At 62.1% G+C, this 23394-nt stretch carries 21 protein-coding genes and 3 pseudogenes; 14 read left to right on the top strand and 10 right to left on the bottom strand.

Annotated elements, in window-relative coordinates; genetic code table 11:
• Positions 1–62: 62 nt before the first annotated feature.
• The 6 genes from NKH59_RS20750 (at position 63) to NKH59_RS20775 (ending at position 5853) form a co-directional block, all read left to right on the top strand.
• On the top strand, positions 63–1382 hold the full coding sequence (locus NKH59_RS20750) for a type III PLP-dependent enzyme domain-containing protein (RefSeq protein ID WP_353022906.1): 1320 nt from the start codon (positions 63–65) through the stop codon (positions 1380–1382).
• Positions 1383–1431: 49 nt separating this feature from the next.
• Positions 1432–1776: a RidA family protein gene (locus NKH59_RS20755; RefSeq protein WP_352540719.1), complete on the top strand. Its 345-nt coding sequence runs from the start codon at positions 1432–1434 to the stop codon at positions 1774–1776.
• Positions 1777–1785: 9 nt separating this feature from the next.
• On the top strand, positions 1786–2793 hold the full coding sequence (locus tag NKH59_RS20760) for a succinylglutamate desuccinylase/aspartoacylase family protein (RefSeq protein ID WP_352470934.1): 1008 nt from the start codon (positions 1786–1788) through the stop codon (positions 2791–2793).
• Between the two features lie 55 nt (positions 2794–2848).
• Positions 2849–4027: a hypothetical protein gene (locus NKH59_RS20765; protein WP_352470935.1), complete on the top strand. Its 1179-nt coding sequence runs from the start codon at positions 2849–2851 to the stop codon at positions 4025–4027.
• A 135-nt stretch (positions 4028–4162) separates the two neighbouring features.
• Positions 4163–4546: a helix-turn-helix domain-containing protein gene (locus tag NKH59_RS20770; RefSeq protein WP_502899609.1), complete on the top strand. Its 384-nt coding sequence runs from the start codon at positions 4163–4165 to the stop codon at positions 4544–4546.
• Positions 4546–5853 (top strand): type II toxin-antitoxin system HipA family toxin, encoded by a 1308-nt coding sequence (locus NKH59_RS20775; protein ID WP_352470936.1) that lies wholly within the window; start codon positions 4546–4548, stop codon positions 5851–5853. Before NKH59_RS20770 ends, NKH59_RS20775 begins: the two co-directional genes overlap by 1 nt.
• A gap of 287 nt (positions 5854–6140) precedes the next feature.
• Here the strand turns inward: NKH59_RS20775 and NKH59_RS20780 are convergent, their stop codons facing one another.
• Complete coding sequence (locus tag NKH59_RS20780) at positions 6141–6584, bottom strand: MarR family winged helix-turn-helix transcriptional regulator (RefSeq protein WP_352470937.1); 444 nt, start codon at positions 6582–6584, stop codon at positions 6141–6143.
• Between the two features lie 104 nt (positions 6585–6688).
• On the opposite strand from NKH59_RS20780, the pseudogene NKH59_RS20785 reads away from it, so the two are divergent.
• Positions 6689–8275, top strand: a pseudogene (locus NKH59_RS20785) (FAD-dependent monooxygenase); the annotation flags it as partial.
• A 99-nt stretch (positions 8276–8374) separates the two neighbouring features.
• Here the strand turns inward: NKH59_RS20785 and NKH59_RS20790 are convergent.
• From NKH59_RS20790 to NKH59_RS20800, 3 genes are all read right to left on the bottom strand, one after another.
• Positions 8375–9451, bottom strand: a complete 1077-nt coding sequence (locus NKH59_RS20790; protein ID WP_352470939.1) for a tartrate dehydrogenase — start codon at positions 9449–9451, stop codon at positions 8375–8377.
• Between the two features lie 79 nt (positions 9452–9530).
• A complete protein-coding gene (locus NKH59_RS20795) occupies positions 9531–10043 on the bottom strand; it encodes a phosphatidylglycerophosphatase A family protein (protein ID WP_352470940.1) in 513 nt (170 codons plus the stop codon).
• Positions 10044–10094: 51 nt separating this feature from the next.
• A complete protein-coding gene (locus NKH59_RS20800; protein WP_352614884.1) occupies positions 10095–10355 on the bottom strand; it encodes a hypothetical protein in 261 nt (86 codons plus the stop codon).
• Here NKH59_RS20800 and NKH59_RS20805 point away from each other — a divergent pair.
• The 3 genes and pseudogenes from NKH59_RS20805 to NKH59_RS20815 all read left to right on the top strand — a co-directional run bounded on the left by NKH59_RS20805 (position 10354) and on the right by NKH59_RS20815 (position 11931).
• Positions 10354–10980: a CDP-alcohol phosphatidyltransferase family protein gene (locus NKH59_RS20805; protein ID WP_352470942.1), complete on the top strand. Its 627-nt coding sequence runs from the start codon at positions 10354–10356 to the stop codon at positions 10978–10980. The two genes, NKH59_RS20800 and NKH59_RS20805, sit on opposite strands and share 2 nt — an antisense overlap.
• Positions 10981–11019: 39 nt before the next feature.
• Positions 11020–11452 (top strand): annotated as a pseudogene (locus tag NKH59_RS20810) (antitoxin Xre-like helix-turn-helix domain-containing protein).
• Positions 11449–11931, top strand: a pseudogene (locus tag NKH59_RS20815) (RES family NAD+ phosphorylase). Before NKH59_RS20810 ends, NKH59_RS20815 begins: the two co-directional pseudogenes overlap by 4 nt.
• A gap of 38 nt (positions 11932–11969) precedes the next feature.
• Here the strand turns inward: NKH59_RS20815 and NKH59_RS20820 are convergent.
• From NKH59_RS20820 to NKH59_RS20845, 6 genes are all read right to left on the bottom strand, one after another.
• Positions 11970–12989 carry an LLM class flavin-dependent oxidoreductase gene (locus NKH59_RS20820; RefSeq protein ID WP_352470945.1) on the bottom strand — a complete coding sequence of 340 codons (1020 nt, stop codon included), beginning with the start codon at positions 12987–12989 and terminating at the stop codon, positions 11970–11972.
• Positions 12990–13151: 162 nt separating this feature from the next.
• Positions 13152–13358, bottom strand: a complete 207-nt coding sequence (locus NKH59_RS20825) for a hypothetical protein (RefSeq protein WP_352470946.1) — start codon at positions 13356–13358, stop codon at positions 13152–13154.
• An 18-nt stretch (positions 13359–13376) separates the two neighbouring features.
• Positions 13377–14519, bottom strand: a complete 1143-nt coding sequence (locus NKH59_RS20830; protein ID WP_353022907.1) for a DegT/DnrJ/EryC1/StrS family aminotransferase — start codon at positions 14517–14519, stop codon at positions 13377–13379.
• A gap of 253 nt (positions 14520–14772) precedes the next feature.
• On the bottom strand, positions 14773–15696 hold the full coding sequence (locus NKH59_RS20835; RefSeq protein ID WP_352850281.1) for a carbohydrate kinase family protein: 924 nt from the start codon (positions 15694–15696) through the stop codon (positions 14773–14775).
• Positions 15693–16139 carry an RbsD/FucU family protein gene (locus NKH59_RS20840; protein WP_352470949.1) on the bottom strand — a complete coding sequence of 149 codons (447 nt, stop codon included), beginning with the start codon at positions 16137–16139 and terminating at the stop codon, positions 15693–15695. Before NKH59_RS20840 ends, NKH59_RS20835 begins: the two co-directional genes overlap by 4 nt.
• Before the next feature lie 2 nt (positions 16140–16141).
• Positions 16142–17371 (bottom strand): ROK family transcriptional regulator, encoded by a 1230-nt coding sequence (locus NKH59_RS20845; protein WP_352470950.1) that lies wholly within the window; start codon positions 17369–17371, stop codon positions 16142–16144.
• 267 nt (positions 17372–17638) lie between these two features.
• Between NKH59_RS20845 and NKH59_RS20850 the strand changes: the two genes are divergently transcribed.
• The 4 genes from NKH59_RS20850 (at position 17639) to NKH59_RS20865 (ending at position 23261) form a co-directional block, all read left to right on the top strand.
• Positions 17639–18616: a sugar ABC transporter substrate-binding protein gene (locus tag NKH59_RS20850; protein WP_502893787.1), complete on the top strand. Its 978-nt coding sequence runs from the start codon at positions 17639–17641 to the stop codon at positions 18614–18616.
• 154 nt (positions 18617–18770) lie between these two features.
• Positions 18771–19832, top strand: a complete 1062-nt coding sequence (locus NKH59_RS20855) for an ABC transporter permease (RefSeq protein WP_352503463.1) — start codon at positions 18771–18773, stop codon at positions 19830–19832.
• A gap of 2 nt (positions 19833–19834) precedes the next feature.
• Complete coding sequence (locus NKH59_RS20860; protein ID WP_352470952.1) at positions 19835–20617, top strand: ATP-binding cassette domain-containing protein; 783 nt, start codon at positions 19835–19837, stop codon at positions 20615–20617.
• A gap of 175 nt (positions 20618–20792) precedes the next feature.
• The gene (locus NKH59_RS20865) at positions 20793–23261 is read left to right on the top strand and encodes a glycogen/starch/alpha-glucan phosphorylase (protein WP_353022909.1); all 2469 of its coding nucleotides are present in this window, start codon (positions 20793–20795) and stop codon (positions 23259–23261) included.
• The last annotated feature ends 133 nt before the right edge of the window (positions 23262–23394 follow it).

Raw genomic sequence — 23394 nt, forward strand, 5'->3', positions numbered from 1 at the left:
TGTGGCCGGCATCGGAAATCGATCCGGACTTCATCCTGCGAAAGCGAAAGGACTAGCATCGGATGACCGAAAACTCACCCGTACTGTCGCTCGCGACCCGTGAAAATTTCCTGCTCGACGATCGTATCCGCGGCGTTCCGCCTGGCACCCTCGGCCTGGACAGCAGCTTTGTCGCATCTGAGCGCTGGCATCCAGCGCATGGACGTATGTCGTTGCCGGTGTTGACCCTCGACGAGGAGGCCTTCATCGCCAATCGTGACCTGTTCTTGGGGTATGCGCGAGAACAGGGCGCCGTGATCGCCCCGCATGCCAAGACCCCGATGGCGCCGGACCTTGCCCGGTCCCTGGTCGAGGCTGGAGCATGGGGCACGACCGTCGCCGACATAAGGCAGGCCACAGTGATGCTCAGATCCGGGCTCTCTCGGCTGATCATCGCCAACGAGGTCGGCGGACCAGGTGGTGCGAACCGACTTGCTGTCCTTGTCGGCGCCTGGCCAAGCGCCGAGTTCTACGTTTTTGCCGACTCTTTCGACGCCGTGAATGCGCTTGCTGAAGCTTGGCGCGCCAATGCGACGCTGCCGCCATTGCGCGTGCTCGTCGAACTTGGTGCGGGGAGGGCAGGCGCCCGGACCACCGGCGAAGCCGAGGCGATCGCCGACGCGGTTGTAGCTGCCGGAGGGCGGCTGCTGATCGCCGGCGTCGCAGCCTACGAAGGTGCCGCGGCGCAAGCCGATCCTGGCCGTACCGATGAGGCGATATCCGCGCTGTTGGCAATGACAGCCGATATGTTCCTGCGGCTCCGCGCCCGCGTCGGCGGCGACACCCCGCTGATCGCCACCGCCGGCGGCTCGGTGTACTTCGACAAGGTGGTCGCAGCGCTTTCGCCCCTCGTCTCCAGGGACGGCAATGCCACGTTGGTGCTGCGCAGCGGCGCCATCTTCTTTCACGACCATGGCGTCTACGACAGGTCGCTCGGCGCACTCGATGCCCGCGACGGTTTTTCGATCGGCGGCGTCGGTGCTTCCGCACGAAATTCCTTCCATCCGGCTTTACGTCTTTGGGCCGAGGTACTGTCGCGGCCGGAGCCCGGCCTTGCTATCTGCGGTATGGGCATGCGCGACGTGTCGTTCGACCAGGGCTTTCCGAAGGTCGTGACCATCTTTCGTGCCGGCAAGCAGCTGCCGAAAGCGCGTGCCGAGGTCTTCAAGCTCAACGACCAGCACGCCTTCCTGACAATTGCGTCGGGCGACGATATTGCCGTTGGTGACGTCGTTGAATTCGGCATCTCGCACCCCTGCACCTGCCTCGATCGCTATCGCGTGATCTTCGGCGCCGACGCGGCCGGGTATGTCCGCCACGCCTTTCCTACCTATTTCGGCTGAGCAGATATCGCGGCCACTTCCAAAAAAGAGAACCTCGAAAGGATCTGATATGATCAAGTACTTCCAGTCCGGCTCCCGCATGTCTCAGGCGGTCGTCTATGGCGGCCTCGTGCACATCGCAGGCCAGGTGGCAGACGACCGCAAGGCCGGCATCGAGGGTCAGACGAGCGACGTGCTCTCCAAGGTCGAGACGCTCCTTGTTGAGGCCGGCAGCAGCAAGTCGAGGCTAGTGGCGATCAACATCTTCCTGCCGCAGATCGCCGACTTCGATGCCATGAACAGCATCTACGATGCCTGGGTGGATCCTGCGCGCCTGCCGGCGCGCGCCTGTGTCGAGGCGCGCCTCGCCGATCCCGATCTCCGCATAGAGGTCACTGCGATCGCAGCTATCTGAGCCGCCGCCATGCACACCGGCCTCAGCCATACGCTCGACTTCGACCGGGACGGCAAGACACTCGGCCATCTCAGCATTCCGTTTTCGATCGACCGTTCGCCCTATTTCCAGGTCAAGGTCCCGATCTGCCTTGTCCGCAACGGCGAAGGCCCGTCGGTGCTTCTGATGGCCGGCAATCACGGCGACGAATATGAAGGCGAGCTGTCGTTGGCAAAGCTGGTGCGCCGGCTCGATCCCAAGCAGATCAAGGGTCGCGTCACCATCCTGCCGATGGCGAACGTGCCGGCGGTGATCGCCGCAAAGCGCTGCTCGCCACTCGACGGCGGCAATCTCAACCGCGCCTTTCCGGGCGACCCGTCAGGCACGCCAACAAGCCGGCTTGCCAATTTCCTGGAGATGGAACTGTTTCCCCGCCACGACGTCATCTTCGACATTCATTCTGGCGGCACCTCGATGGAGCATCTGCCGACCGCGCTTGTCGAGCACAATACCGATCCCGACCGGCACCGGCGCGGTGTGGAGCTAATGCGGACGCTCAGCATGCCCTATGGGTTCGTGGCCGACAACGGCCAGGCCTCACCGACCTCCATGGGTGCGGCGCGCCGGGCCGGCGCCATCGGCGTCAGCGGAGAGTTCGGCGGCGGTGGCACTGTCACGGTCGATACGATGGAGATTACCGCCCGCGCACTCGACGCCCTGATGGCCGCCTTGGGAGTGGTTGAGGCGCCGGTTCTTGCACCGGCAACCGGACCTTCGGCGCCGACGCGGCTTCTTTCGTTGTCTCGGCACAGTCAGGGCCTTTATGCCACAAGCCGTGGTTGGTTCGAGCCGGCAGTCAGGCTGGGCGACAGCGTGACTTCAGGCCAACTGGCGGGCTGGTACCACGACCTCGAACGACTCGACCTCGCCGAGCAAGCCCTGCACTTCCTCGAAAGCGGCATTGTGCTTTCGCGCCGGCTGCACACGATGTGCGAGGCGGGAGACTGCCTCATGCAGGTCGCCGAGCCGGTCGACTGATAAGAAGCCCTCCCGACCATACGCCCATATCAGGATCAAGACTGAGGATAACCGGATGCAACTGTCGATGTGGACCTATCCTTGGGATGTCCAGGATCTGGGCTTGGAGATGGTCGAGCGCGATCTTGTCGAGCGTGCCGGGCTCAACATGATCAGTCTGGCGACTTCCTATCACGCTGGCCGGTTTCTGCAGCCGCGCAGCCCGCGCCGGAAAGCCTATTTTCCGGAAGACGGAACCATCTATTTCAAGCCAGATGCGGCACACTGGGCCGACCTAGCCATCCAGCCCAAGGTGGCGAAGGTGATCATGGAAGGCGGCGATGTGCTTGGCGACCTTGTCCGCCGGCGCGAGGTGGGTGGGCTGGGCGTTTCGTGTTGGACGGTCTGCTTGCACAACACCCGGCTCGGCATGCTTCATCCGCAGGCCGTAACCCGCAACGCCTTCGGCGATGCCAACTACTACAATCTCTGCCCATCACATCCGGAAGCGCGCGCTTATGTCCGCGCGCTGATCGCCGATATCTCGCACAGCTACAGGCCGGACCGGATCGAGCTTGAAAGCCCGTCCTTCATGGGCTTCGCCCACGAATACCATCATGAGAAAGACGGTGTCGGGCTGATGCCGGAAGACGATTTTCTGTTGTCGATATGTTTCTGCCCGTCCTGCCTTGCGCGCGCGGCCGAGGCCGGCGTCGACGGCGAAGTAGCGCGCAAGCTCGTCGGGCAATGGATCGTCGAGACCTGCGAGCGCGCCGTGCCCGAACGGCGCTTTCCAGACTTTCCGGGGAGCGGCCTCGACACTTTTTTGCCATGGCCGGAACTCCATGGCTACCTGCTGTGGCGGTTCGAACCGGTGACCAGCCTGGTCGCCGAACTGCGCGAGGTGGCCAATCCGGCGACCCGCGTTGTCATCATCGATTTGAAAGACGGTTGGCTTGGCGGCTGCGATCTCGCGGCGCTCGGCAAGGTCTGTGACGGGGCAATCCTGTGTGCCTACGACATGCAGCCCGGCGATGTCGCCAGCCTGATGGCGGCCGGACGCGCAGCCCTTGGCGTGAAAAAGTTCCTCGGCGCCGGCTACCGGCTGTTCTATCCGGAAATGGCCGGCCCCGACATCCTCACCGCCAAGGTCAAAGCTGCGATGGCGCCGGATGTCGACGGCATCAATTTTTATAATTATGGCCTTGTCCCTGCCGCACGCCTCGATTGGGTGAGTGCCGCAAGATCCGTTTGAAAAACCGATCCGTTGCCGCAGTCTGCTAGGACTGACCTCACTTTGCCTTGGAGCTTTATGAGCATGCCGGCTATTCGCTTCGGTCACATTGGCCGGCGGCGGCCGGACAAGCTGAAAGCATGGCGGTGACGGTCCATGCGGATCGAAGATCATACGCCGACCATATTGCTGCTTATACGCTTCAAAGTATACAAAATTCGATACGGAAAAGCGTATATTGAAATTTATCTGCGCGAGCGTATAATACCATGGCTAGAGAGGTATGCTGTGGACCAAATCGCCCGAACACCCAAGCAAATTGGAGATGCCGTCCGCCGGCAGCGTCGCAAGCTCCGCCTCAACCAGACCAATGTCGGGGACCAAACGATGCTGCGTCAGGCGACCATCTCGGCCGTCGAGAGTGGCGCGCCTGGGACCCAGCTCGGAACGCTTTGCGATATTCTCGCAGCGCTCGACCTCGAATTCGTCGTCCGCCCTCGTACCAAGGCAAAGCCGGCTGAGATCGAGGACATCTTCTGATGGCTCGTCCGCGGCAGCACATCCCGCTAAATGTCTTCTTGAACAGCCGTCTCGTCGGGCGGCTGAATAGACAATCCAGCGGCGCGATCGATTTTCAGTACGATCCGTCCTGGCTTGCTTGGGAGCACGCGCTGCCCGTCTCGCTATCACTGCCTCTGCGTGAAGATCGTTATATCGGTGCGCCCGTCATCGCCGTCTTCGACAATCTCCTGCCCGACAACGTCCCCATTCGCCGCCGTATGGCGGAGCGTGTTCATGCTCAAGGAATAGACGCTTACGACCTGCTTGCCGCTGTCGGGCGCGATTGTGTCGGCGCATTGCAATTCCTGCCGGATGGTGTCGAGCCAGGCCCCGCCGGTATTGTCAACGGCAAACCCGTTGACGATACCGAGATTGCTCGTCTTCTCCTCGATCTGGCATCGGCTCCCCTTGGGCTTGGCGAGGACGAGGACTTCCGGATCTCGATCGCTGGCGCTCAGGAAAAGACTGCGCTCTTGTTCTGGAAAGGACGTTGGTACAAGCCGCTGGCGACGACTGCCACGACGCACATCCTCAAACCACAGATTGGACGGTTGCCAAATGGCATCGATCTTTCCTTCAGCGTCGAGAACGAATTTTTCTGCCTCAAGCTGACAACCGCCCTAGGGCTCCCGAGCGCCGTCGTCGCAATCGAGGAGTTCGAAGGCAATCGCGTGCTCGCGGTCGAGCGGTTCGATCGCCGATGGACCAGTGACAATCGTCTCCTGCGTTTGCCCCAGGAAGACTGCTGCCAGGCCCTTTCTGTGCCGCCGTCACTGAAATACGAATCCGACGGCGGGCCTGGCGTTCCGGCTATCCTCAATTTGATGAAGGGAAGCGACCAACCGGAGGTAGACCAGGCTGCGGTTTTAAAGGCCGTGGTTGCCTTTTGGCTTCTCGGCGCCACAGATGGGCACGCCAAGAATTTTAGCGTCTTTCTTTCCCCCGGCGGCCGGTTCCGCATAACGCCGCTCTATGATGTGATTTCAGCGCAGCCCAGCCTTGATGCGGGACAGATCAAGCGCAACAAAATGAAACTGGCGATGGCTATTGGTGACACACGCCACTACCTCGTCGACAGCGTCATGCCACGCCATTTTATCCAGACCGCCGCCAAAGCAGGGATCGGTCCGAAACCCGTCAAGGCGATCTTTGATGAGCTGCGCCAACAGGCGCTAGCGGCGGTCGAACTGGTTTCTGCATCGCTCCCAAAGGATTTTCCTGCGGAAGTCGCTGATGCCATCGGCAATGGGGTCAGGGCTCGTGTACGCAGACTGGAAGAGGCGTGATGCTGAAAGTAGAGACGCAACGAGACTGATGTCGCCATTGCGACAACGCTCAAATGGTCTTCTTCAGCAGCAGCAGCATCCAGGCGGCCACGGCCGCCGCTGCGTCGTCCAGATGATGCCGAACCCACCCCTTACCTTCTCATGCGCGATAGGATGGGCCAAGGTTTGACCACGTCAAAAAAACCGGAAAGCAAGGAACCTGCCGACCACCAGAGCGGCTCGAGCGGCAGCATGGAAAGTGTGACGCGGCGCTACCCGATCCTAGCCAGTGCCTTTCCGGGATAGGATCAACTCACGGATTTGCCAGCCTGTAACTTTCTTACGAGGCCGATCAACTGATCCAGATCAGCGCGTGGAAGCGCAAGTATCTCGGGCGGGGGTTTGTGATATTCCTTCATCAATTCCTTGATGGTTGCGGCACCTTTGGGTGTGAGCTTGACAAGCTTCACACGGCGATCGCCTGGCGACGGAATCCGTTCGGCGAGCCCCGCCTGCTCAAGCCGGTCGACCAGCCAGGTCGCCGTCGATGGATCGCACTGCCATTGAGCAGCCAATGCGCCGATCGGCTTGCCCGCATCTTTGTCGAGCGTGAAGAGGGCGCGGGAGTCGTTGGGCGTCAGGCCCAATTTCTGCTGGATCGCCAACCGGTCCGGCGCGGACCGCATCAGGAAATCAAACATCAGGCGCCATGCCTCGGTGGCGTGCTGCAAGCGATCTTGGCTCGGTCTCATTCCACGCTCCTTCGTGTCTTGACACATACTTGGACCAATCATATGATTTGATCAATCAAAATGTTTTTGTGGTCAAAGCAATGAGAGGAGATCCGAGATGACCAATACCACGGTTCTCGTCGTCGGAGGCGGCCTGAACGGTCTGACGGCGGCCGCCCTTTTGGCTCACAACGACATTGCGTGTGTCCTCGTCGAGCGTCATCCCGACACGTCAATCCAGTACAAGTTTGCCGGCATCTCCCCGCGCAGCATGGAGATATTCCGAAGCCTCGGCCTCGAGGAGGAGATTCGTACAAATCGGACGGGGGACCAGCAGGCAGGCGCTATTGCGCGCGCCAGGAATCTCGCCGATCCGCAGATTCAATGGGGCGGACCGGCGTGGCCGGATGCAAGTGCCCTCAGCCCCACGCAACCAGCGACGTGTGATCAGCACGTCCTGGAACCGATTCTGCGCCGCTACGCCGAGCGGAACGGTGCAGACGTGCGTTTCAGCACGGAGCTGGTGACTTTCGATCAGGACGAGACCGTCGTCCGCGCGGAAATTCGCGATATCGCGACCTGCGCAAAGGAGGTCATCTCGGCCGACTATCTGATCGTCGCGGACGGTGCGAACGGTTCCCTGCGAGAGAGGCTGGAGATCAGCCGCAGCGGGGCAGGCGGCCTTCAGCACTGGATGAATGTCGTCTTTGACACGGACATGCCTCCGACGATAGGCGGCAAGCGCTTCACGTCGTGCTTCGTGACGGACCTCAACGGGACCTTCACGCCCAGACAGGGTGGACGATGGCTTCTGGCGCTCCAGTACTTTCCCGAAAAGGGCGAGAAACCACAGGATTTTGATGAAGCCAAGTGCAGGGAACTGATCATACGAGGTGCGGGCCGGCCGGACATCACGACGAGGCTTGTCGATGCGCGCTCCTGGGAAGTGGCCGCCCTCACAGCGCGCCAATTCCGCCGAGGCCGTTCTTGTGGGGGATGCCGCACATGTGATGCCTCCAACAGGCGCTTTCGGTGGCAATTCAGGTATCCACGACGCCCATAACCTTGCCTGGAAGCTTGCGATGGTAGCACGCGGGCATGCCGATCCCTCGTTGCTGGATAGCTATGACATGGAGCGCCGGCCGGTCATCGAGGCTACGTTGGCGCAAGCGCTCGCCCGCCTACAGAAATGGTTCGACGATCCGTCGAAGCGGTTGCCTCCTCCTGTTGCGATCGTCGAGGATTACGACGTGGTATTTGGCCAACGCTACGCTGCAGGCATCGTGGCTCTGGAATCCACACCGGACGATCACCCATTCCAAAAATCCACGGAGCTGTCGGGCCGCCCCGGCACGCGTTTGCCGCATTTCGCGGTCGGACGTGCCGGCCAGCGGATTTCGAGTCTCGATTTGTGCGACCGCGATCTTCTTCTCCTCTGCGCCGACGAAGCATGGTGTCAGGCCGCTGACTCCGTAAGCCAGCGCCTCGGGATGCCGCTGACGTGCCACTCGTTGGGTGCGAATGGGGATCTGCTTGACTTGGACCATCGGTGGCCTTCCGTGCTCGGGGTTAAAAGCGGCGGTTCCGCCTTGGTCAGACCGGACGGATTTGTCGCGTGGCGGTCAACGCACGGTGTGCCTGATCCTGTACAGGTGCTGATCGAAACACTTGATGGGCTCGGTTTCCGCACGGAGGCGCACGAACATCATCGGTGAGCGGCGGCGAGTGCGGATGCCTCCCGCCTTCGGGCATGACTTCCTTGCCGATGCCATCACTGGGAATGACAACGATGCCAGGCGCTTGCTCCTTTCCTACTCGTTGTCGCCGAGTAGGGCCGCGCACACCGCTTCGGTGACCTTATCGGTGGTGGCACTTCCGCCGAGATCGGGCGTGTGCAGTGAGGCGTCCGCCGTCACGCGCTCGATGGCGCGCATCAGGCGCGCCGCGGCAGCCGGCTCGCCAAGATGCTCCAGCATCATCACCGCCGACCAGAACGTGCCGACCGGATTGGCGATGCCCTTGCCGGTGATGTCGAAGGCCGAGCCGTGGATCGGCTCGAACATCGACGGAAACCGCCGCGCGGGGTTGAGGTTCGCAGTCGGCGCAATGCCGATCGATCCGGCAAGTGCGGCCGCAAGATCCGACAGGATATCGGCGTGAAGATTGGTCGCGACGATTGTGTCGAGCGAGCGCGGATTGAGCGTCATGCGCACTGTCATCGCGTCGACCAGCATTTTGTCCCATGCGACATCAGGAAAATCGGCCGCGACCTCACGGGCGATGTCGTCCCAGAGCACCATGCCGTGACGCTGGGCGTTCGACTTGGTGACCACGGTCAACAGCTTTCGCGGCCGCGACCGCGCCATCTCGAAGGCGAAGCGCATGATGCGCGTCACGCCGGCGCGGGTGAAGATCGAGACCTCGGTCGCGATTTCCTCAGGCAGGCCGAGATGCGAGCGCCCGCCCTGGCCGGCGTATTCGCCTTCCGAATTCTCCCGAACGATGACCCAGTCGAGATCCCCTGCCGTGACGCCGCGAAGCGGGCTCTCGATACCGGGCAGGATGCGGGTCGGGCGGACATTGGCGTACTGGTCGAAGGGCTGGCAGATCGCGAGCCGCAACCCCCAAAGCGTCAGATGGTCGGGCACGTCTGGCGCGCCGACAGCGCCGAAATAGATCGCATCGAAGGCCTTCAGCCGCTCGGTGCCGTCCTTGGGCATCATCACGCCGTTGAACTTGTAGTAGTCCGAGCCCCAGTCGAAATGCTGCACCTCGAGACTGAAACCGCCGTCGCGCGTGGCGCAGGCGGCCAGCGCACGAAGGCCGGCCGCTACGACTTCCTTGCCGATCCCATCGCCTGGAATGGCCGCGATCCTATAGCTTCGCATTAGTCCAGTCCTCCCCTTGTGGCGCCAAACTAGCATGGACCATCGTGCTGGCCTTTGGCCGTGAGGCCGAATGCCGCCATTACGGCAAATGGTCAATCAATCCGTTCAGCAGGAGCAGCAGCACCCCGGCGGCCACAGCCGCAGCCGCATCGTCCACCATGATACCGGCCCCACCCCTTACCTTGTCATGTGCGATACGGATGGGCCAAGGCTTGACGACGTCGAAAAACCGGAAAGCAAGGAAGCCTGCTGCCCACCAGAGCGGATCGAGGGGCAGCATGGAAAGGGTTAGGGCCGCGCCGAAGGTCTCATCAATGACGACGATCTGCGGATCCTCCGTCCCGGTACGGGAGATAACATACGATGACGCCCATACGCCGACGGCGAACAGGGCCACGTAGGCAAGCACCGTCAGCCAAGGTGATGCGGGTATCAAAGCCGCGGCAACAGCCACTCCAACCATTGCGCCGGCCGTGCCCGGCCATATTGGAGATAATCCCGCGCCGACAGAGGTCGCGAGCAGGTAGGCGAACTTGGGTGGAAACTTATGCATCGATTTTCGGCCGGCTTCCCACGGATCGCAAGCGATCATAGTCACATCGTTCGGGTGCTGCCGCCAGACTGCTGTTCGATTTGCACCACCTCACAAGGGCATCGCCCAAACCGTGAAAATGCTGTCGGGCAGCTGTCGCAGTGACTGGAAGTTCTGTTTCGCCGCCAGCTCGGCGAGTACCTTAATCCGCCGGCCCCATTCGCCAAACGAGATCATTTTTGCGGCAAGTTGAGAACGTTGCTGAGCCCGGTCTCGGCCCGCATTGGCCAACCGAAACGGTGGCGACGGTGGAACAAACCCGCAAATTGCTGGTAAAGCTCCGTCAACCGACATCATCAGAGGAGCCGCCATGATCGCCGGTCTCATGAAAAGTCGCATCGACCCGCTATGGGAGCAGGCCGCCTCTCCGCTGATCGGGATCGGCATGACGCCGAACCAGGTTACGGCCAGCGGGCTGGTGCTCGTGGCTTTGTCTTCGGCCGCCTACGCGTTTCATCATTCAAGTCTTGCCTTTGGCCTTTGCCTGGCGTTTGCCTTCAGCTTCGATGCGCTGGACGGTGCGGTCGCCCGCCGGACAAATATGAGCACCAAGGCCGGTGGCTATTTCGACGCCGTCGTCGACCGCTATCAGGAACTGGCCGTCTTTGCGGCTATCGGCTGGGTTGCCGATCTGTGGGCGATCGCAATGTTCGCATTCGCGGGCGGGATCCTCACCAGTTACGCCAAGGCGCGGACGGCGCTGGAAATCCCTGTGAAAAACCACGGTTGGCCGGATTTCTTCGAGCGGATGGAACGTCTGGTGTTCATTTGCGTGCTGCTCGCCGCCGACGGAGTCGCGACCGCGATGGGCGCGGCTTCGCCCTGGATTCTGGCGGGTGGGTTCGCGCTGTACGCAGTGCTGGCCAACGCCACAGCCCTGCAACGGATCAGTCGCGCATTTGCGATGCTGAAACGAGCCGACGGGAAGCAGCCGTGAGACTACGGGGATGCTTGCACTTGGCCTCACCTGAGGCTAATGGCATTTGGAAATATAGCCGATGTGCTGGGGCTGCCGCCCAAGGAGACGGCTGCACGGTCGCCATTCGGGCTGATGGCTCGAATCGAAGACGGATTGCCGTTGGGTGCGCTTGAACGCGTCTCACAATTGTTGGCACCGGCCGATACGCAATTCGAAATATCGCCTCGTCCCAAAGGCAACTTATGAGCGCCGCAAGAGAGGTGCTCTCCGACTCTCTTCGGAAGAGGGCATGCGGGTGGCGCGGGTGGCGCGCCTATGGAACCTGGCCCTCGACGTTTGGCAGATCGAAGGTGAGGCTCGTGACTTTCTGTTTCGGTCTCATCCCATGCTGGAAGACCGACGCCCGATCGACGTGGTCATTCAAAGCGAGATCGGCGCCGAACTGGTGCTCGATATCCTTGCAGGCCTGAAGTACGGCACCGCTGCTTGACGGCACAGATACTCGATCGCATGCTGCAGTGCTTCAGGATCGGCGATCCAGCCGGCACATATCCGATCTTCGACGCGACGGGCTCGACGATAGCGCCTGGCCGCTGGAACACGCCCGGCAGCCCGTTGATCTACACCAGCGAGCATTATTCAACGGCCTTGCTGGAAAAGCTGGTGCACGGCAGCGGCAGACTGCCGCCCAACCAGCCTTACGTCCAGATCATGCTTCCGCGCGGGCTGAGCTACGAAATCTTTTCTCAGCCGTCGTTGCCCGGATGGGATATGATGCCGGCAACGGTGAGCAAGGAATTCGGTGAGACATGGTGAGTCGAGCGCCGCAGCGCGATCCTGATCGTGCCAAGCGTCGTGGCTCGCCCCGACAACAACGTGTTGATCAATCCGGCACATCCGGAGTTTTCCCTGATCACGGCCAGCCTGCATCAACCCGTATACTGGGATAGCCGCCTGTTTGGCTCCTGAGCCGGGCAGAGAGGCAGGTTCCTACTTAACACAACCCGTCAGCGCCAACTCAAGCCTGGAGCGACATGGGTCAGGATCGCCTCGATGGCATGGACATTGTACTCGACGCCGAGCTGGTTGGGGACGGTAAGCAGCAGCGTATCGGCCTCGGCGATGGCTTCGTCGCCCTTTAGCTGCTCGATCAGGACGTCCGGTTCGGCGGCATAGGAGCGGCCGAACACCGCGCGTCTGTCTGCCTCGATGTAACCGAAATGATCTCCGCTCTGGTTGCCGCCGAAATAGGCTCGGTCGCGATCGTCGACCAGCGCAAAAATGCTCCGGCTCACCGACACCCGCGGCTCGCGCGTGTGTCCGGCCGCCTTCCAGGCCTCACGAAAAGCCCGGATCTGTTCGGCCTGCTGGACGTGAAACGGCTTTCCGCCTTCATCGAATTTGAGCGTGGAGCTCTGCAGGTTCATCCCCAGTTTCGCCGCCCATTCGGCGGTGGCGTTTGTGGCGGCGCCCCACCAGATGCGCTCGCGCAGGCCCTCCGAGTGCGGCTCGACGCGAAGCAGGCCAGGCGGGTTGGGAAACATCGGCCGCGGGTTGGGCTGCGCAAAGCCTTTGCCCAGCAACACTTCGAGCAGCACTCCGGTGTGTCTACGGGCCATGTCGGCATCGCTCTCGCCCTCTTGCGGGGCGTAGCCGAAGTAGCGCCATCCCTCGATCACCTGCTCCGGCGAGCCTCGGCTGATGCCCAGCTGCAGACGCCCTCCGGCGATTAGGTCGGCGGCGCCGGCGTCCTCGGCCATGTAGAGCGGGTTCTCATAGCGCATGTCGATCACCGCCGTGCCGATCTCGATTCGGCTGGTCTTTGCGCCGACCGCCGCCAGCAGCGGGAAGGGCGAGGCGAGCTGGCGGGCGAAGTGATGCACGCGGAAATACGCGCCGTCCGCACCCAGCTCCTCGGCCGCGACCGCCAACTCGACGGACTGCAAAAGCGCGTCGGATGCCGTCCGCGTCTGCGATTGCGGCGAGGGCGTCCAGTGCCCGAACGAGAGGAAACCAATCTTCTTCATGAGAACCAGCCTAAAGGGGAGCCAGGTGCAGACTATGCTGCGGCGCGCAGCAAAGCATCGCAAAATCGGTGCCGATGACCGCCTGCCTTGACGCGCAAAGCTTGAATCGGCGGTTGTTGATCAACGATGGCCGACCGTGCCGAGCTGCCGTCGGACGCCAGCCTAGGAAGGTGCCGCGAATGCGAGCGCTATCGCGATGAGGATCAACAGCGGTCCCATCCATTTGAAGCGAGTCCCAAAGTTGGTCCACCATGCTTGCTGCTGGCCGGGGCGAGCTTGGAACGGGTCCGCGAGAAATCCGAAGCCGATGCCAGCCATCCACAACCCGGCGCAGAACATGATGAACTCGTCGATGTATTCCGCGACCATGCTTCGAAGCTTTCGAATTTATGCCGCCGCTACATGCGCCGAATTCGAGCCGATATAGTTTCGGATCGTTTCGATGATCCGGTCCTGGTCAGCCTCGCTCAGATAGGGATGCATTGGCAGGCACAGGATGCGCTTCGGCAGCTCTTCCGAAACGGCAAGGCCGGTCGGCGTGCGCGGATAATCGCGATAGGCAATCTGGCTGTGCAGCGGTTTCACATAGTAGATGACCGACGGAATGCCCTTTTCACCGAGATGTGCCTTGAGCCCGTCCCGTTTCGGCGTTTCGATGGCGTATTGCGCCCAGGCCGAGCGGCCGCCGCCCAGATTGCGCGCCGCCTTGACGATATCGCCGAGACCTTCGGCATAGCGATTGGCGACCGCTTGCCGCGCCACCATCTCGTCCTCGAGGATGGCCAGCTTCTCTATCAGGATCGCCGCCTGAAGCGTGTCGAGCCGTGAATTGATGCCGACGCGGACATTGTCGTATTGCGTTTCGCCTTTTCCGTGAAAGGCGAACGAGCGCAGCTGTTCGGCCAGCGCATTGTCATTGGTGAACATCGCACCGCCGTCGCCATAGCAGCCGAGCGGCTTTGCCGGATAGAAGCTGGTCGAGCCGACGGTGCCGAACGAGCCGCACATCTTGCCGTCAGCCGAGCCGCCGGTCGCCTGCGCCGCATCCTCGATGACCATCAGGCCTTCGCGGTTGGCGATGGCCATGATCGCCCCGTAGTCGGCGGCGAGGCCGAACAGGTCGACGGGAATGATTGCCTTCGGCCTCAGCCGGCCCTCCGCCTTGATCATGGCAATTGCCGCCTCGAGGCTGGCGATGTCGATATTGTAGCTGTCGGCATCGACATCGACGAACACCGGTTCGGCCTTGGTCAGCGCCACCACTTCGGCCGTGGCGGCGAAGGTGAAGCTCGGCACGAACACCGCGTCGCCCGGGCCGATGCCGGCGGCAAACAGCGGCAGCAGCAGCGCATCGGTGCCGTTGGCGCAAGCGACCACGTGTTTGGTGCCGATATAGGCGGCGAGCTTGTTTTCGAATTCGGTGACCTGCGGTCCGAGAATATAGCGGCCTTCGTCGACAACCCGGTCGATTGCCGCTTTCAGCCTGTCGCGGATGCGTTCGCGCTGCGCGCCAAGATCGATGAACTGCATGTCGGCCTCAAACGGTTTTAGTCAGATAACCGGCCGCTGGTAGCAGACTTGGTACGGCCGAGAAAGCCGCAGGGCAAAAACCTGAATTGCTCAAGTGTCGCAGCCTGTTACCTCTGATTTCCGATCTGCCCTCTTAAACGCGGGGAAATCCGGGCTTCGGCCGGCCTGATACAGGCTTCGCATCCCGCCCGCCAGGCTGGACGAAACATAAAGTGATCGTCGGTGAGCAGTCCATGGGCTGCGCACCAGCCGGTCAAGCGATTTCATGCCGCCATGGCGGGTTGGCGCCGGCCCGCGATACCGTCACCGCCGCCGCCTTGGCACCGAGCGTCAGCGCCTTGTGGATGGCGTCTTCCGGCAAACTGGCGATTGCCGTCTTCGACAGCAGACCCTGTTCGTGCAAGGAGGCAAGAATGCCGGCATTGAATGTGTCGCCGGCGCCGACCGTATCGACCACCTCGACCTTGTCCGGCACGACGGTGACCCGGTGCTGGCTGCTGTAACCGACCGCGCCTTCGCTGCCGTGGGTGACCACGATCAGCTTTGGGCCGCGATCCAGCCAGTTACGGACGACGTCTTCATGCGAGCCGGCTTCGCCGAACCAGTTCAAATCCTCGTCCGACAGTTTCACGATGTCGGCCATCGCCATCATGCCGCGGATGCGCCTGAGGTGCTTGGCCTTGTCGGGAATGAAGTTTGGCCGGATGTTGGGGTCGAGCATCATCACGCGGCGCTCATGTTCGCGCCGCATGAACTCCTCATAGGCCGATCCGGCCGGCTCCGAGATCAGGCTGATGGCGCCGAACAGCATGGCCTCGATCTCGCTGCCGAGCTCCGGCAGGTCCTCGATGGTCAGCATGCGCCCGGCGGTGTTCTCGTCATAGAATGTGTAGGTCGCTTGGCCGTTGGTGAGCCGCACGAAGGCGAGCGTGGTCGGCCGCGGCGAAGTGTGCGCATAGGTCGAGCTGACCTTGCTGGCCCCCAGCGCCTCCCTGAACTGCCCGCCGAACAGATCCGACGACAGGCCGGAGAAAAAGGCAGCGGGCGCGCCGAGCCGGCCTAGCGCAATGGCCGAGTTGAAGACGGCACCGCCGACATAGGGGGCAAAGGCCGGCTCGCCCTCCGTCGTGGTCCGCGGCAGCATGTCGATCAGGGCTTCGCCGCAGCAGAGGATCATGAAGTCTTGCTTTCCGGCGGATAGATCACGCCCTTGCGAATGATGATGTTGGCATAAAGCCGCGGCTCGCTCGTCGCGACGATCGCGTGCGCGGCCTTGACCCGTGCATAGAAGTCGGCACCGGCAAGCGCAACCACCTTGCGGCCCGGCGCACGCCTGGCGCAGATCGCTTCCATCTCATAGTGAACCGGATCGGCGAGCAGGGGATCGCCTTTGGCCGAGGCGCGAAACAGCGCCTGCGGCACGGCGTCGTCGACCGGCAATACGCTCAATACCGCATCGAGCACGGGGACGAGATGATGACCGTCGGCGCGGACCAGCCGCTGTGCCTGCTGCTCGGCCGGGTAGTTGCCGTCGACCAAGGCGATCTCGTCGCCATGGCCCATGGCGCGCAATATCGCCAGAAGCTCGGGGCCGAGCAGCGCCGGGATGCCGATCAGCATGCTCAGAAGCTCCGGGAAATCGTGGTCGAGCCGATGAGGAAGCGCTCCGACAGCGGCAGGCTGGCGCCACCCAGCGCCCGCGCATGGATGCCGACGGTTCCCTCGCGAACGGCCGGCAGCCTCAGGCCTTCGCCGTCGATCCGGCCGATGGCCTGGATAACGGCATCGACAAGCCGCCTGCGCACGGCAAGCGGCATCCATCCGTCGATCACCGCGGCATCGAAGTCAATGACTGAGGAGGCCGAAACGATGGCATAGGCAAGCGCCTGCGAGGCGCTGGCGATCCAGTCGTCAAGCTCGGCGCCGATCTCGCCCCAGTCCCCCGGTGATGTCCACAGATGCGAGGCCTCGATGCCGCGCGCGTTGAGCGCCTTTTCCAGCATGGCGATCGACGCCACGTCGATCAACTGCGTCGGCTTGCCGTCCGGCCCTGGCACCGGCATCGAGCCCAGCGCGCCGGCATTGCCGGTTGGGCCACCAAACAACCGGCCGTTCAGCACGATGCCGCCGCCGGCAAAGGCACCGATATAGAAATAGACGAAATCGCGTGCCGCACCCGCCGCGTGGCCGAACACGAGCTCGGCGCCGCAGGCCGAGGTGGCGTCGTTCTGCAGATAGACTGGAAATTCGCATTGCGCCTGGATATCGGCGCGGATGTCGCGATGGCGCCATTCGTCCATGATTTCACGCGGCGCGCCGGCGGTGTCGGCCCAGTTCCACAATTCGAACGGCATGGCGATGCCAAGCCCGGCAATGCGTTTATCCTGCGCCGGGGTGAGTTCGCCGCGCATCTTCTTCATGCCGCTTGTGACGAATTCCACCGTTTCGCGCGGCGCCGGATAGCGGTAGGAATGCTGCAGCATCGAGCGCACACTGCCGAGGAAATCGATCAGCACCAATTCGGCGCTGCGGCGGCCGATCTTCAGGCCGATGAAATAGGCGCCGTCGGGATTGAGCGCCATGGGTATCGAGGGCTGGCCGATCTTGCCGCGCAACGGCGCCTGGCGGACGAGCAGGTCGTCCTCCTCCAGCTCGCGCATGATGACCGACACTGTCTGCGCCGAAAGGCCGGTCATACGTGCGATGTCGGATTTGGCCAGGCTGCCGTGCTGGCGCACCAGCGACAGCACCAGCCGCTCATTGTGGTCCCGCATGCCACTTTGATTGGTGCCGCGGTGCAGGCGGCTTTCGGCCGCATCGGGCGAGCCGTGCCTCGTAATGCCGGTCTCCACCCTGTTCCTCCCGTCGTTTCCCCTCAATGCTTTTGGTCTAGAGTGAGTGAACAATCCTGCGTTGTCAATAATAAATAAGAGTGATTTAATTATTGACAGTGCTGCCGGACTGGTGTCTCTTGAGGTCGGCGCCGACACTGGGAGATTTCGTCGGACGCGCTGCAGATGCCGGTTGGCCGGCATCCTAAATGGTTCCATGGGAGGAAAATCGTGACCACGTCAAAACTGTTGAAATCCACCGTGTTTGCCGCGGCCGGACTGAGCCTGATGGCCTTTGCGTCGACGGCATCGGCCGCCGGGGTCGGCGCCTGCTTGATCACCAAGACCGACACCAATCCCTTCTTCGTCAAGATGAAGGAAGGTGCGGCGGCCAAGGCCAAGGAGCTTGGCGTCGATCTCAAGACTTACGCCGGCAAGATCGACGGCGACAGCGAGAGCCAGGTGGCTGCAATCGAGAGCTGTATCGCCGACGGGGCCAAGGGTATCCTCATCACCGCGTCCGACACCAAGGGTATCGTGCCGACCGTGAAGAAAGCGCGGGACGCCGGGCTGTTGGTGATCGCGCTCGACACCCCGCTTGATCCGATCGATGCGGCTGACGCGACCTTCGCGACCGACAATCTGGAAGCCGGCAAGCTGATCGGCGCATGGGCCGCCGCGACGCTTGGCGATAAGGCCAAGGATGCCAAGATCGGCTTCCTCGACCTGACGCCGTCGCAGCCCACGGTGGATGTGCTGCGCGACCAGGGTTTCATGATGGGCTACGGCATAGACGTGAAGGACCCCAACAAGATCGGCGACGAAGACGATCCGCGCATCGTTGGCCACGACGTGACGAACGGCAATGAAGAGGGTGGTCGCAAGGCGATGGAGAACCTTCTGCAGAAGGATAACACCATCAACGTCATCCACACCATCAACGAGCCCGCAGCTGTCGGCGCCTACCAGGCGCTGAAGGCCGTCGGTCTCGAAAGCCAGGTGCTGATCGTCTCGGTCGACGGTGGCTGCCCCGGCGTGAAATCGGTGACCGAAGGCGTAATCGGCGCTACCTCGCAGCAATATCCGCTGCAAATGGCGGCGCTCGGCATCGAGGCGATCGCCACTTTCGCCAAGGACGGGACGAAGCCGAAGCCGACCGAAGGCAAGAACTTCTTCGATACCGGCGTCAATCTTGTCACCGACAAGCCCGCCAACGGTGTGAAGTCCATCGACACCAAGGAAGGCCTCGCCAAGTGCTGGGGTTGAGCCTGGCCTGACCGGCAACAGATCGCGATCGGCCGGGGCTTGATCCCCGGCCGCTCCGGGTGGACGATGTGCCGATCTAAACGCAAATAGTGCCGGCGGCAGACCGGAAGGCGTGGATGGCGTCGGCGGTTGGCCGAAGCCCAGGGGAGGAAACATGGCTCAAGCACAAGAATTCGAAAAAGTTCTATCGAGCAGCGACACAAGCGTCGCCGCGTTCGACGACCATAAATCGGCCGTCAAGCGTGCCCAGCATTTCCTGCATTCCACGCCGGCAGCGGTGCCGCTTATCGTGTTGGTTCTGGCTATCATTATTTTTGGTATCACCATCGGCGGGCGTTTTTTTTCATCCTATACGCTGACGCTGATCCTTCAGCAGATCGCCATTGTCGGCATTCTGGGCGCCGCACAGACGCTGGTGATCCTGACTGCCGGCATCGACCTGTCGATTGGCGTGATCATGGTGATTTCGGCTGTGATCATGGGCAATTGCGCGGTCAGCTACGGTATGCCGGCCGTGCTCGCGGTGGCGATCGGGCTTCTCGCCGGTGGCGCGTGCGGCCTGCTCAACGGTGTGCTGGTCGCCTACATGAAGCTGCCGCCCTTCATCGTGACGCTCGGCACCTGGAACATTGTCATGGCCACCAACTTCATCTATTCGGCCAATGAGACGATCCGCGACACCGACGTCGACGTCCAGGCGCCTCTGCTGCACCTGTTTGCCCTGAGCTTTAAGGTCGGCACGGCCGTGCTGACGCTTGGCGTCATTGCCATGGTCGTTCTCGTGTTGGTCCTCTGGTACGTGCTCAACCACACCGCATGGGGCCGCCATGTCTACGCGGTCGGCGACGATCAGGAGGCTGCGAAACTGTCGGGCATCCAGACGAAGAAGGTGCTGATGACCGTCTATGCCCTTGCCGGGCTGATCGCCGCCTTCGCAGCTTGGGTCTCCATCGGCCGCAATGGCTCGATCTCTCCTTCCGCCGCTGTCACCGACTACAATCTTCAGGCCATCACCGCGACGGTGATCGGCGGTATTTCTCTGTTCGGCGGGCGCGGCTCGATCCTCGGCACGCTGTTCGGCGCCATGATCGTCGGCGTCGTCTCGATGGGCCTCAACATGCTGGGCGCCGATCCGCAGTGGAAGGTGCTGCTCACCGGCGTGCTGATCATCGGCGCCGTGGCGATCGATCAATGGATCAGAAAGGTTTCGGCATAGCCATGACCCAGGAACCCATCCTCATCGCGCGCGGTCTGGTCAAGCGCTATGGCCGCGTCACCGCCCTCGACAACGCCGATTTCGACCTCTATCCGGGCGAAATCCTTGCCGTCATTGGCGACAACGGCGCCGGCAAGTCGTCGCTTATCAAGGCGATTTCCGGCGCGGTCGTGCCCGACGAAGGTGAGATACGACTTGAAGGCAAGCCCGTTGCGTTCAAGTCGCCGATGGAGGCACGGGAGGCCGGCATCGAAACAGTCTATCAGAACCTGGCTCTGTCGCCGGCGCTGTCCATCGCCGACAACATGTTCCTCGGCCGGGAGATCCGCAAGCCGGGGTTCCTCGGCGAATGGCTGCGCATGCTCGACCGCCCGGCGATGGAAAAGCGCGCCCGCGACAAGCTCACGGAGCTTGGCCTGATGACCATCCAGAACATCAGCCAGGCCGTGGAAACGCTTTCTGGCGGCCAGCGTCAGGGCGTGGCGGTGGCGCGCGCCGCCGCCTTTGGCAGCCGGGTGGTGATCATGGATGAGCCGACGGCGGCGCTTGGCGTCAAAGAGAGCCGCCGCGTCCTCGAACTGATCCTCGACGTGAAGAAGCGAGGCCTGCCGATCGTGCTGATTTCACACAACATGCCGCATGTCTTCGAGGTGGCGGACCGCATCCACATTCACCGGCTCGGCCGTCGCCTGTGCGTCATCGATCCGAAGCAGTATACGATGTCCGACGCGGTCGCCTTCATGACGGGCGCCAAGGTGCCGCCGGAAGCGGCGCTGGCGGCTTGAGCAAGAACTTGAGGCCCATCGCCAAGGGTCCCAAACGCGCTGTTTCCAAATGCCAAATTGCCGCAGGGCAACCCGGCTTGCGATCACCTGAATCGATTGAACATCCGGTGGGATGCACTAGCATTGGCAGAGATGGTGAAAGCCGCATGATCCTGGCAACGTCACGAGAGGCAGCATGACGCGCGCGATGACAACCGAAGCTCCTCTGCCCACGCTCGAAAACCCGGATCCCAAGACGCTCGCCGAGGAAGTCTTGCAAGCCCTCAAATACAGGGTCGGCAAGGGCACCAACGTTGCAACCCAGTACGATTGGCTCACCGCCTCGATCAAGGTTGTACGCGACCGCATAGTCGATCACTGGATGCAGGCGACCCAAGAGGCCTACGCCCAGCAGGAAAAGCGCGTCTACTACCTGTCACTGGAATTCCTCATCGGCCGCCTGATGCGCGATGCCTTCTCCAATCTCGGCCTGATGGACAATATGCGCGAGGCGCTGTCGTCGCTTGGCGTCGACCTCGACATCATTGCAGCGCTCGAACCGGACGCTGCCCTTGGCAATGGCGGTCTTGGCCGGCTCGCCGCCTGCTTCATGGAAAGCATGGCGACCGTCAATATACCCGCGCATGGCTACGGCATCCGCTACGCCAACGGCATGTTCCGGCAGGAGGTCCATGACGGCTGGCAGGTGGAGCTGCCCGAGACGTGGCTCGATCACGGCAATCCCTGGGAGTTCGAGCGCCGCGAACGCTCCTTCGAGGTCGGTTTCGGCGGCTCGGTGGAATCGATCACCTCGAAGGACGGCAGGCTCGAGCGGCACGTCTGGAAGCCGACCGAACATGTTCTGGCCGTTGCCTACGATACGCCGGTGGTTGGCTGGCGGGCCAACCGCGTCAACACGCTGCGTCTGTGGTCCGGCATGCCGGTCGACCCGATCCTGCTCGACAAGTTCAATGCCGGCGATCACATCGGTGCGCTCGCCGAAAGCAACAAGGCCGATGCGTTGTCGCGCGTCCTTTACCCGGCCGATTCCCACAAGGCCGGCCAGGAGTTGCGGCTCAGGCAGGAGTATTTCTTCTCCACCGCCTCGCTGCAGGACATCGTCCAGCGTCATCTCAGCCAGTATGGCGACCTGCAATCGCTGCCCGACAAGGCGGCGATCCATCTTAACGACACCCATCCGGCCATCGCCGTCCCCGAGTTGATGCGCCTGTTGATGGATGTCCACGGCATGGATTTCGACCAGGCCTGGAGCATCACCAAGCGCACTTTCGGCTACACCAACCACACGCTCCTTCCCGAAGCGCTGGAAAGCTGGCCCGTGCCGCTGTTCGAGCGGCTGTTGCCGCGCCACATGCAGATCGTCTACGCCATCAACGCCGAGGTGCTGCTCGAGGCGCGCGCCTCCGACCAGTTCTCGGACGAGCAGATCAGCCGCATCTCGCTGATCCAGGAAAATGGCGATCGGCGCGTGCGTATGGGCAATCTGGCCTTTGTCGGCTCGCACTCGATCAACGGCGTGTCGGCACTGCATACGGAATTGATGAAGGAGACGGTGTTTGCCGACCTCCACAGGCTCTACCCGGATCGCATCAACAACAAGACCAACGGGATCACACCGCGGCGCTGGCTGATACAGTGCAATCCCGGCCTCACTGCACTCACCCGAGAGGCGATTGGCGACGGCTTCCTCGACGACATCGACGAGATAAAGCGGCTTGATCCTTTCGCTGAGGACGCAGCCTTCCGCGACAAGTTCGCCGCCGTCAAACGGGCGAACAAGATGAGGCTTGCCAAGCTCGTTGCCGACCGGCTCGGCATCAAGGTCGACCCATCGGCGCTGTTCGACATCCAGGTCAAGCGCATCCACGAATACAAGCGCCAGCTCTTGAACATTCTCGAAGCGGTCGCGCTTTACGACCAGATCCGCTCGCATCCGGAGCGCGACTGGATGCCTCGCGTCAAATTCTTCGGCGGCAAGGCGGCGCCCAGCTATCACAACGCCAAGCTGATCATCAAACTTGCCAATGACGTCGCCCGGGTCATCAACCGCGACCCGGCGGTGCGCGGCTTGCTGAAAGTGGTATTCGTGCCGAACTACAATGTCAGCCTGGCCGAGATCATGATGCCGGCCGCCGATCTTTCGGAGCAGATATCGACCGCCGGCATGGAAGCGTCCGGCACCGGCAACATGAAGTTCGCGCTGAACGGCGCGCTGACCATCGGCACGCTCGACGGCGCCAATGTCGAGATCAAGGAATGCGTGGGCGACGATAATATCTTCATCTTCGGCCTGACCACCGATGAGGTCGCCGAGCGGCGCAACAATGGTTACGATCCGCGCGCTGTGATCGAGGGATCGCCTGAATTGGCGCAGGCGCTTGCCGCGGTTTCGTCCGGGGTTTTTTCACCTGATGATCCGGACCGTTATCGCGACCTGATCAACGGCCTTTACCAGAGCGACTGGTTCATGGTCGCCGCGGATTTCGATGCCTACGCCGCCACCCAGCGCGACGTCGATGCCGTCTGGCGCAACAGCCCGGACTGGTACGCCAGAGCGATCCGCAATGTCGCGCGCGTCGGCTGGTTCTCGTCCGATCGAACGATTCGCCAATATGCGAAAGACATCTGGCACGTGCCCGCCTGATGTGATTGCATGAGACCAGGAACAATGTGGCCCTAGTGGAGTGATTTGACCCTCGCATCCCTTGGAGGGTAAGGCGGCATGGCGACTGTCGAACTCAAAACTTCACTAGAAACATACACTTGGTGCCCGGGGA

The sequence above is a fragment of the Mesorhizobium sp. M0998 genome (genome assembly GCF_040318885.1).
In the GTDB taxonomy this organism is placed as follows: domain Bacteria; phylum Pseudomonadota; class Alphaproteobacteria; order Rhizobiales; family Rhizobiaceae; genus Mesorhizobium.

Excerpts from the sequence above, each read along its gene's own strand:
- NKH59_RS20800 (WP_352614884.1), bottom strand. The coding sequence starts at position 10,355 with ATGGCGGCTCCTCTGATGATGTCGGTTGACGGAGCTTTACCAGCAATT.
- NKH59_RS20805 (WP_352470942.1), top strand. The coding sequence starts at position 10,354 with ATGATCGCCGGTCTCATGAAAAGTCGCATCGACCCGCTATGGGAGCAG.
- NKH59_RS20795 (WP_352470940.1), bottom strand. The coding sequence starts at position 10,043 with ATGATCGCTTGCGATCCGTGGGAAGCCGGCCGAAAATCGATGCATAAG.
- NKH59_RS20835 (WP_352850281.1), bottom strand. The coding sequence starts at position 15,696 with ATGATCCTCTGCTGCGGCGAAGCCCTGATCGACATGCTGCCGCGGACC.
- NKH59_RS20850 (WP_502893787.1), top strand. The coding sequence starts at position 17,639 with ATGGCCTTTGCGTCGACGGCATCGGCCGCCGGGGTCGGCGCCTGCTTG.
- NKH59_RS20840 (WP_352470949.1), bottom strand. The coding sequence starts at position 16,139 with ATGCTGATCGGCATCCCGGCGCTGCTCGGCCCCGAGCTTCTGGCGATA.
- NKH59_RS20825 (WP_352470946.1), bottom strand. The coding sequence starts at position 13,358 with ATGGTCGCGGAATACATCGACGAGTTCATCATGTTCTGCGCCGGGTTG.
- NKH59_RS20750 (WP_353022906.1), top strand. The coding sequence starts at position 63 with ATGACCGAAAACTCACCCGTACTGTCGCTCGCGACCCGTGAAAATTTC.
- NKH59_RS20760 (WP_352470934.1), top strand. The coding sequence starts at position 1,786 with ATGCACACCGGCCTCAGCCATACGCTCGACTTCGACCGGGACGGCAAG.
- NKH59_RS20775 (WP_352470936.1), top strand. The coding sequence starts at position 4,546 with ATGGCTCGTCCGCGGCAGCACATCCCGCTAAATGTCTTCTTGAACAGC.
- NKH59_RS20755 (WP_352540719.1), top strand. The coding sequence starts at position 1,432 with ATGATCAAGTACTTCCAGTCCGGCTCCCGCATGTCTCAGGCGGTCGTC.
- NKH59_RS20860 (WP_352470952.1), top strand. The coding sequence starts at position 19,835 with ATGACCCAGGAACCCATCCTCATCGCGCGCGGTCTGGTCAAGCGCTAT.
- NKH59_RS20790 (WP_352470939.1), bottom strand. The coding sequence starts at position 9,451 with ATGCGAAGCTATAGGATCGCGGCCATTCCAGGCGATGGGATCGGCAAG.
- NKH59_RS20780 (WP_352470937.1), bottom strand. The coding sequence starts at position 6,584 with ATGAGACCGAGCCAAGATCGCTTGCAGCACGCCACCGAGGCATGGCGC.
- NKH59_RS20865 (WP_353022909.1), top strand. The coding sequence starts at position 20,793 with ATGACGCGCGCGATGACAACCGAAGCTCCTCTGCCCACGCTCGAAAAC.
- NKH59_RS20770 (WP_502899609.1), top strand. The coding sequence starts at position 4,163 with ATGCGGATCGAAGATCATACGCCGACCATATTGCTGCTTATACGCTTC.
- NKH59_RS20855 (WP_352503463.1), top strand. The coding sequence starts at position 18,771 with ATGGCTCAAGCACAAGAATTCGAAAAAGTTCTATCGAGCAGCGACACA.
- NKH59_RS20820 (WP_352470945.1), bottom strand. The coding sequence starts at position 12,989 with ATGAAGAAGATTGGTTTCCTCTCGTTCGGGCACTGGACGCCCTCGCCG.
- NKH59_RS20765 (WP_352470935.1), top strand. The coding sequence starts at position 2,849 with ATGCAACTGTCGATGTGGACCTATCCTTGGGATGTCCAGGATCTGGGC.
- NKH59_RS20830 (WP_353022907.1), bottom strand. The coding sequence starts at position 14,519 with ATGCAGTTCATCGATCTTGGCGCGCAGCGCGAACGCATCCGCGACAGG.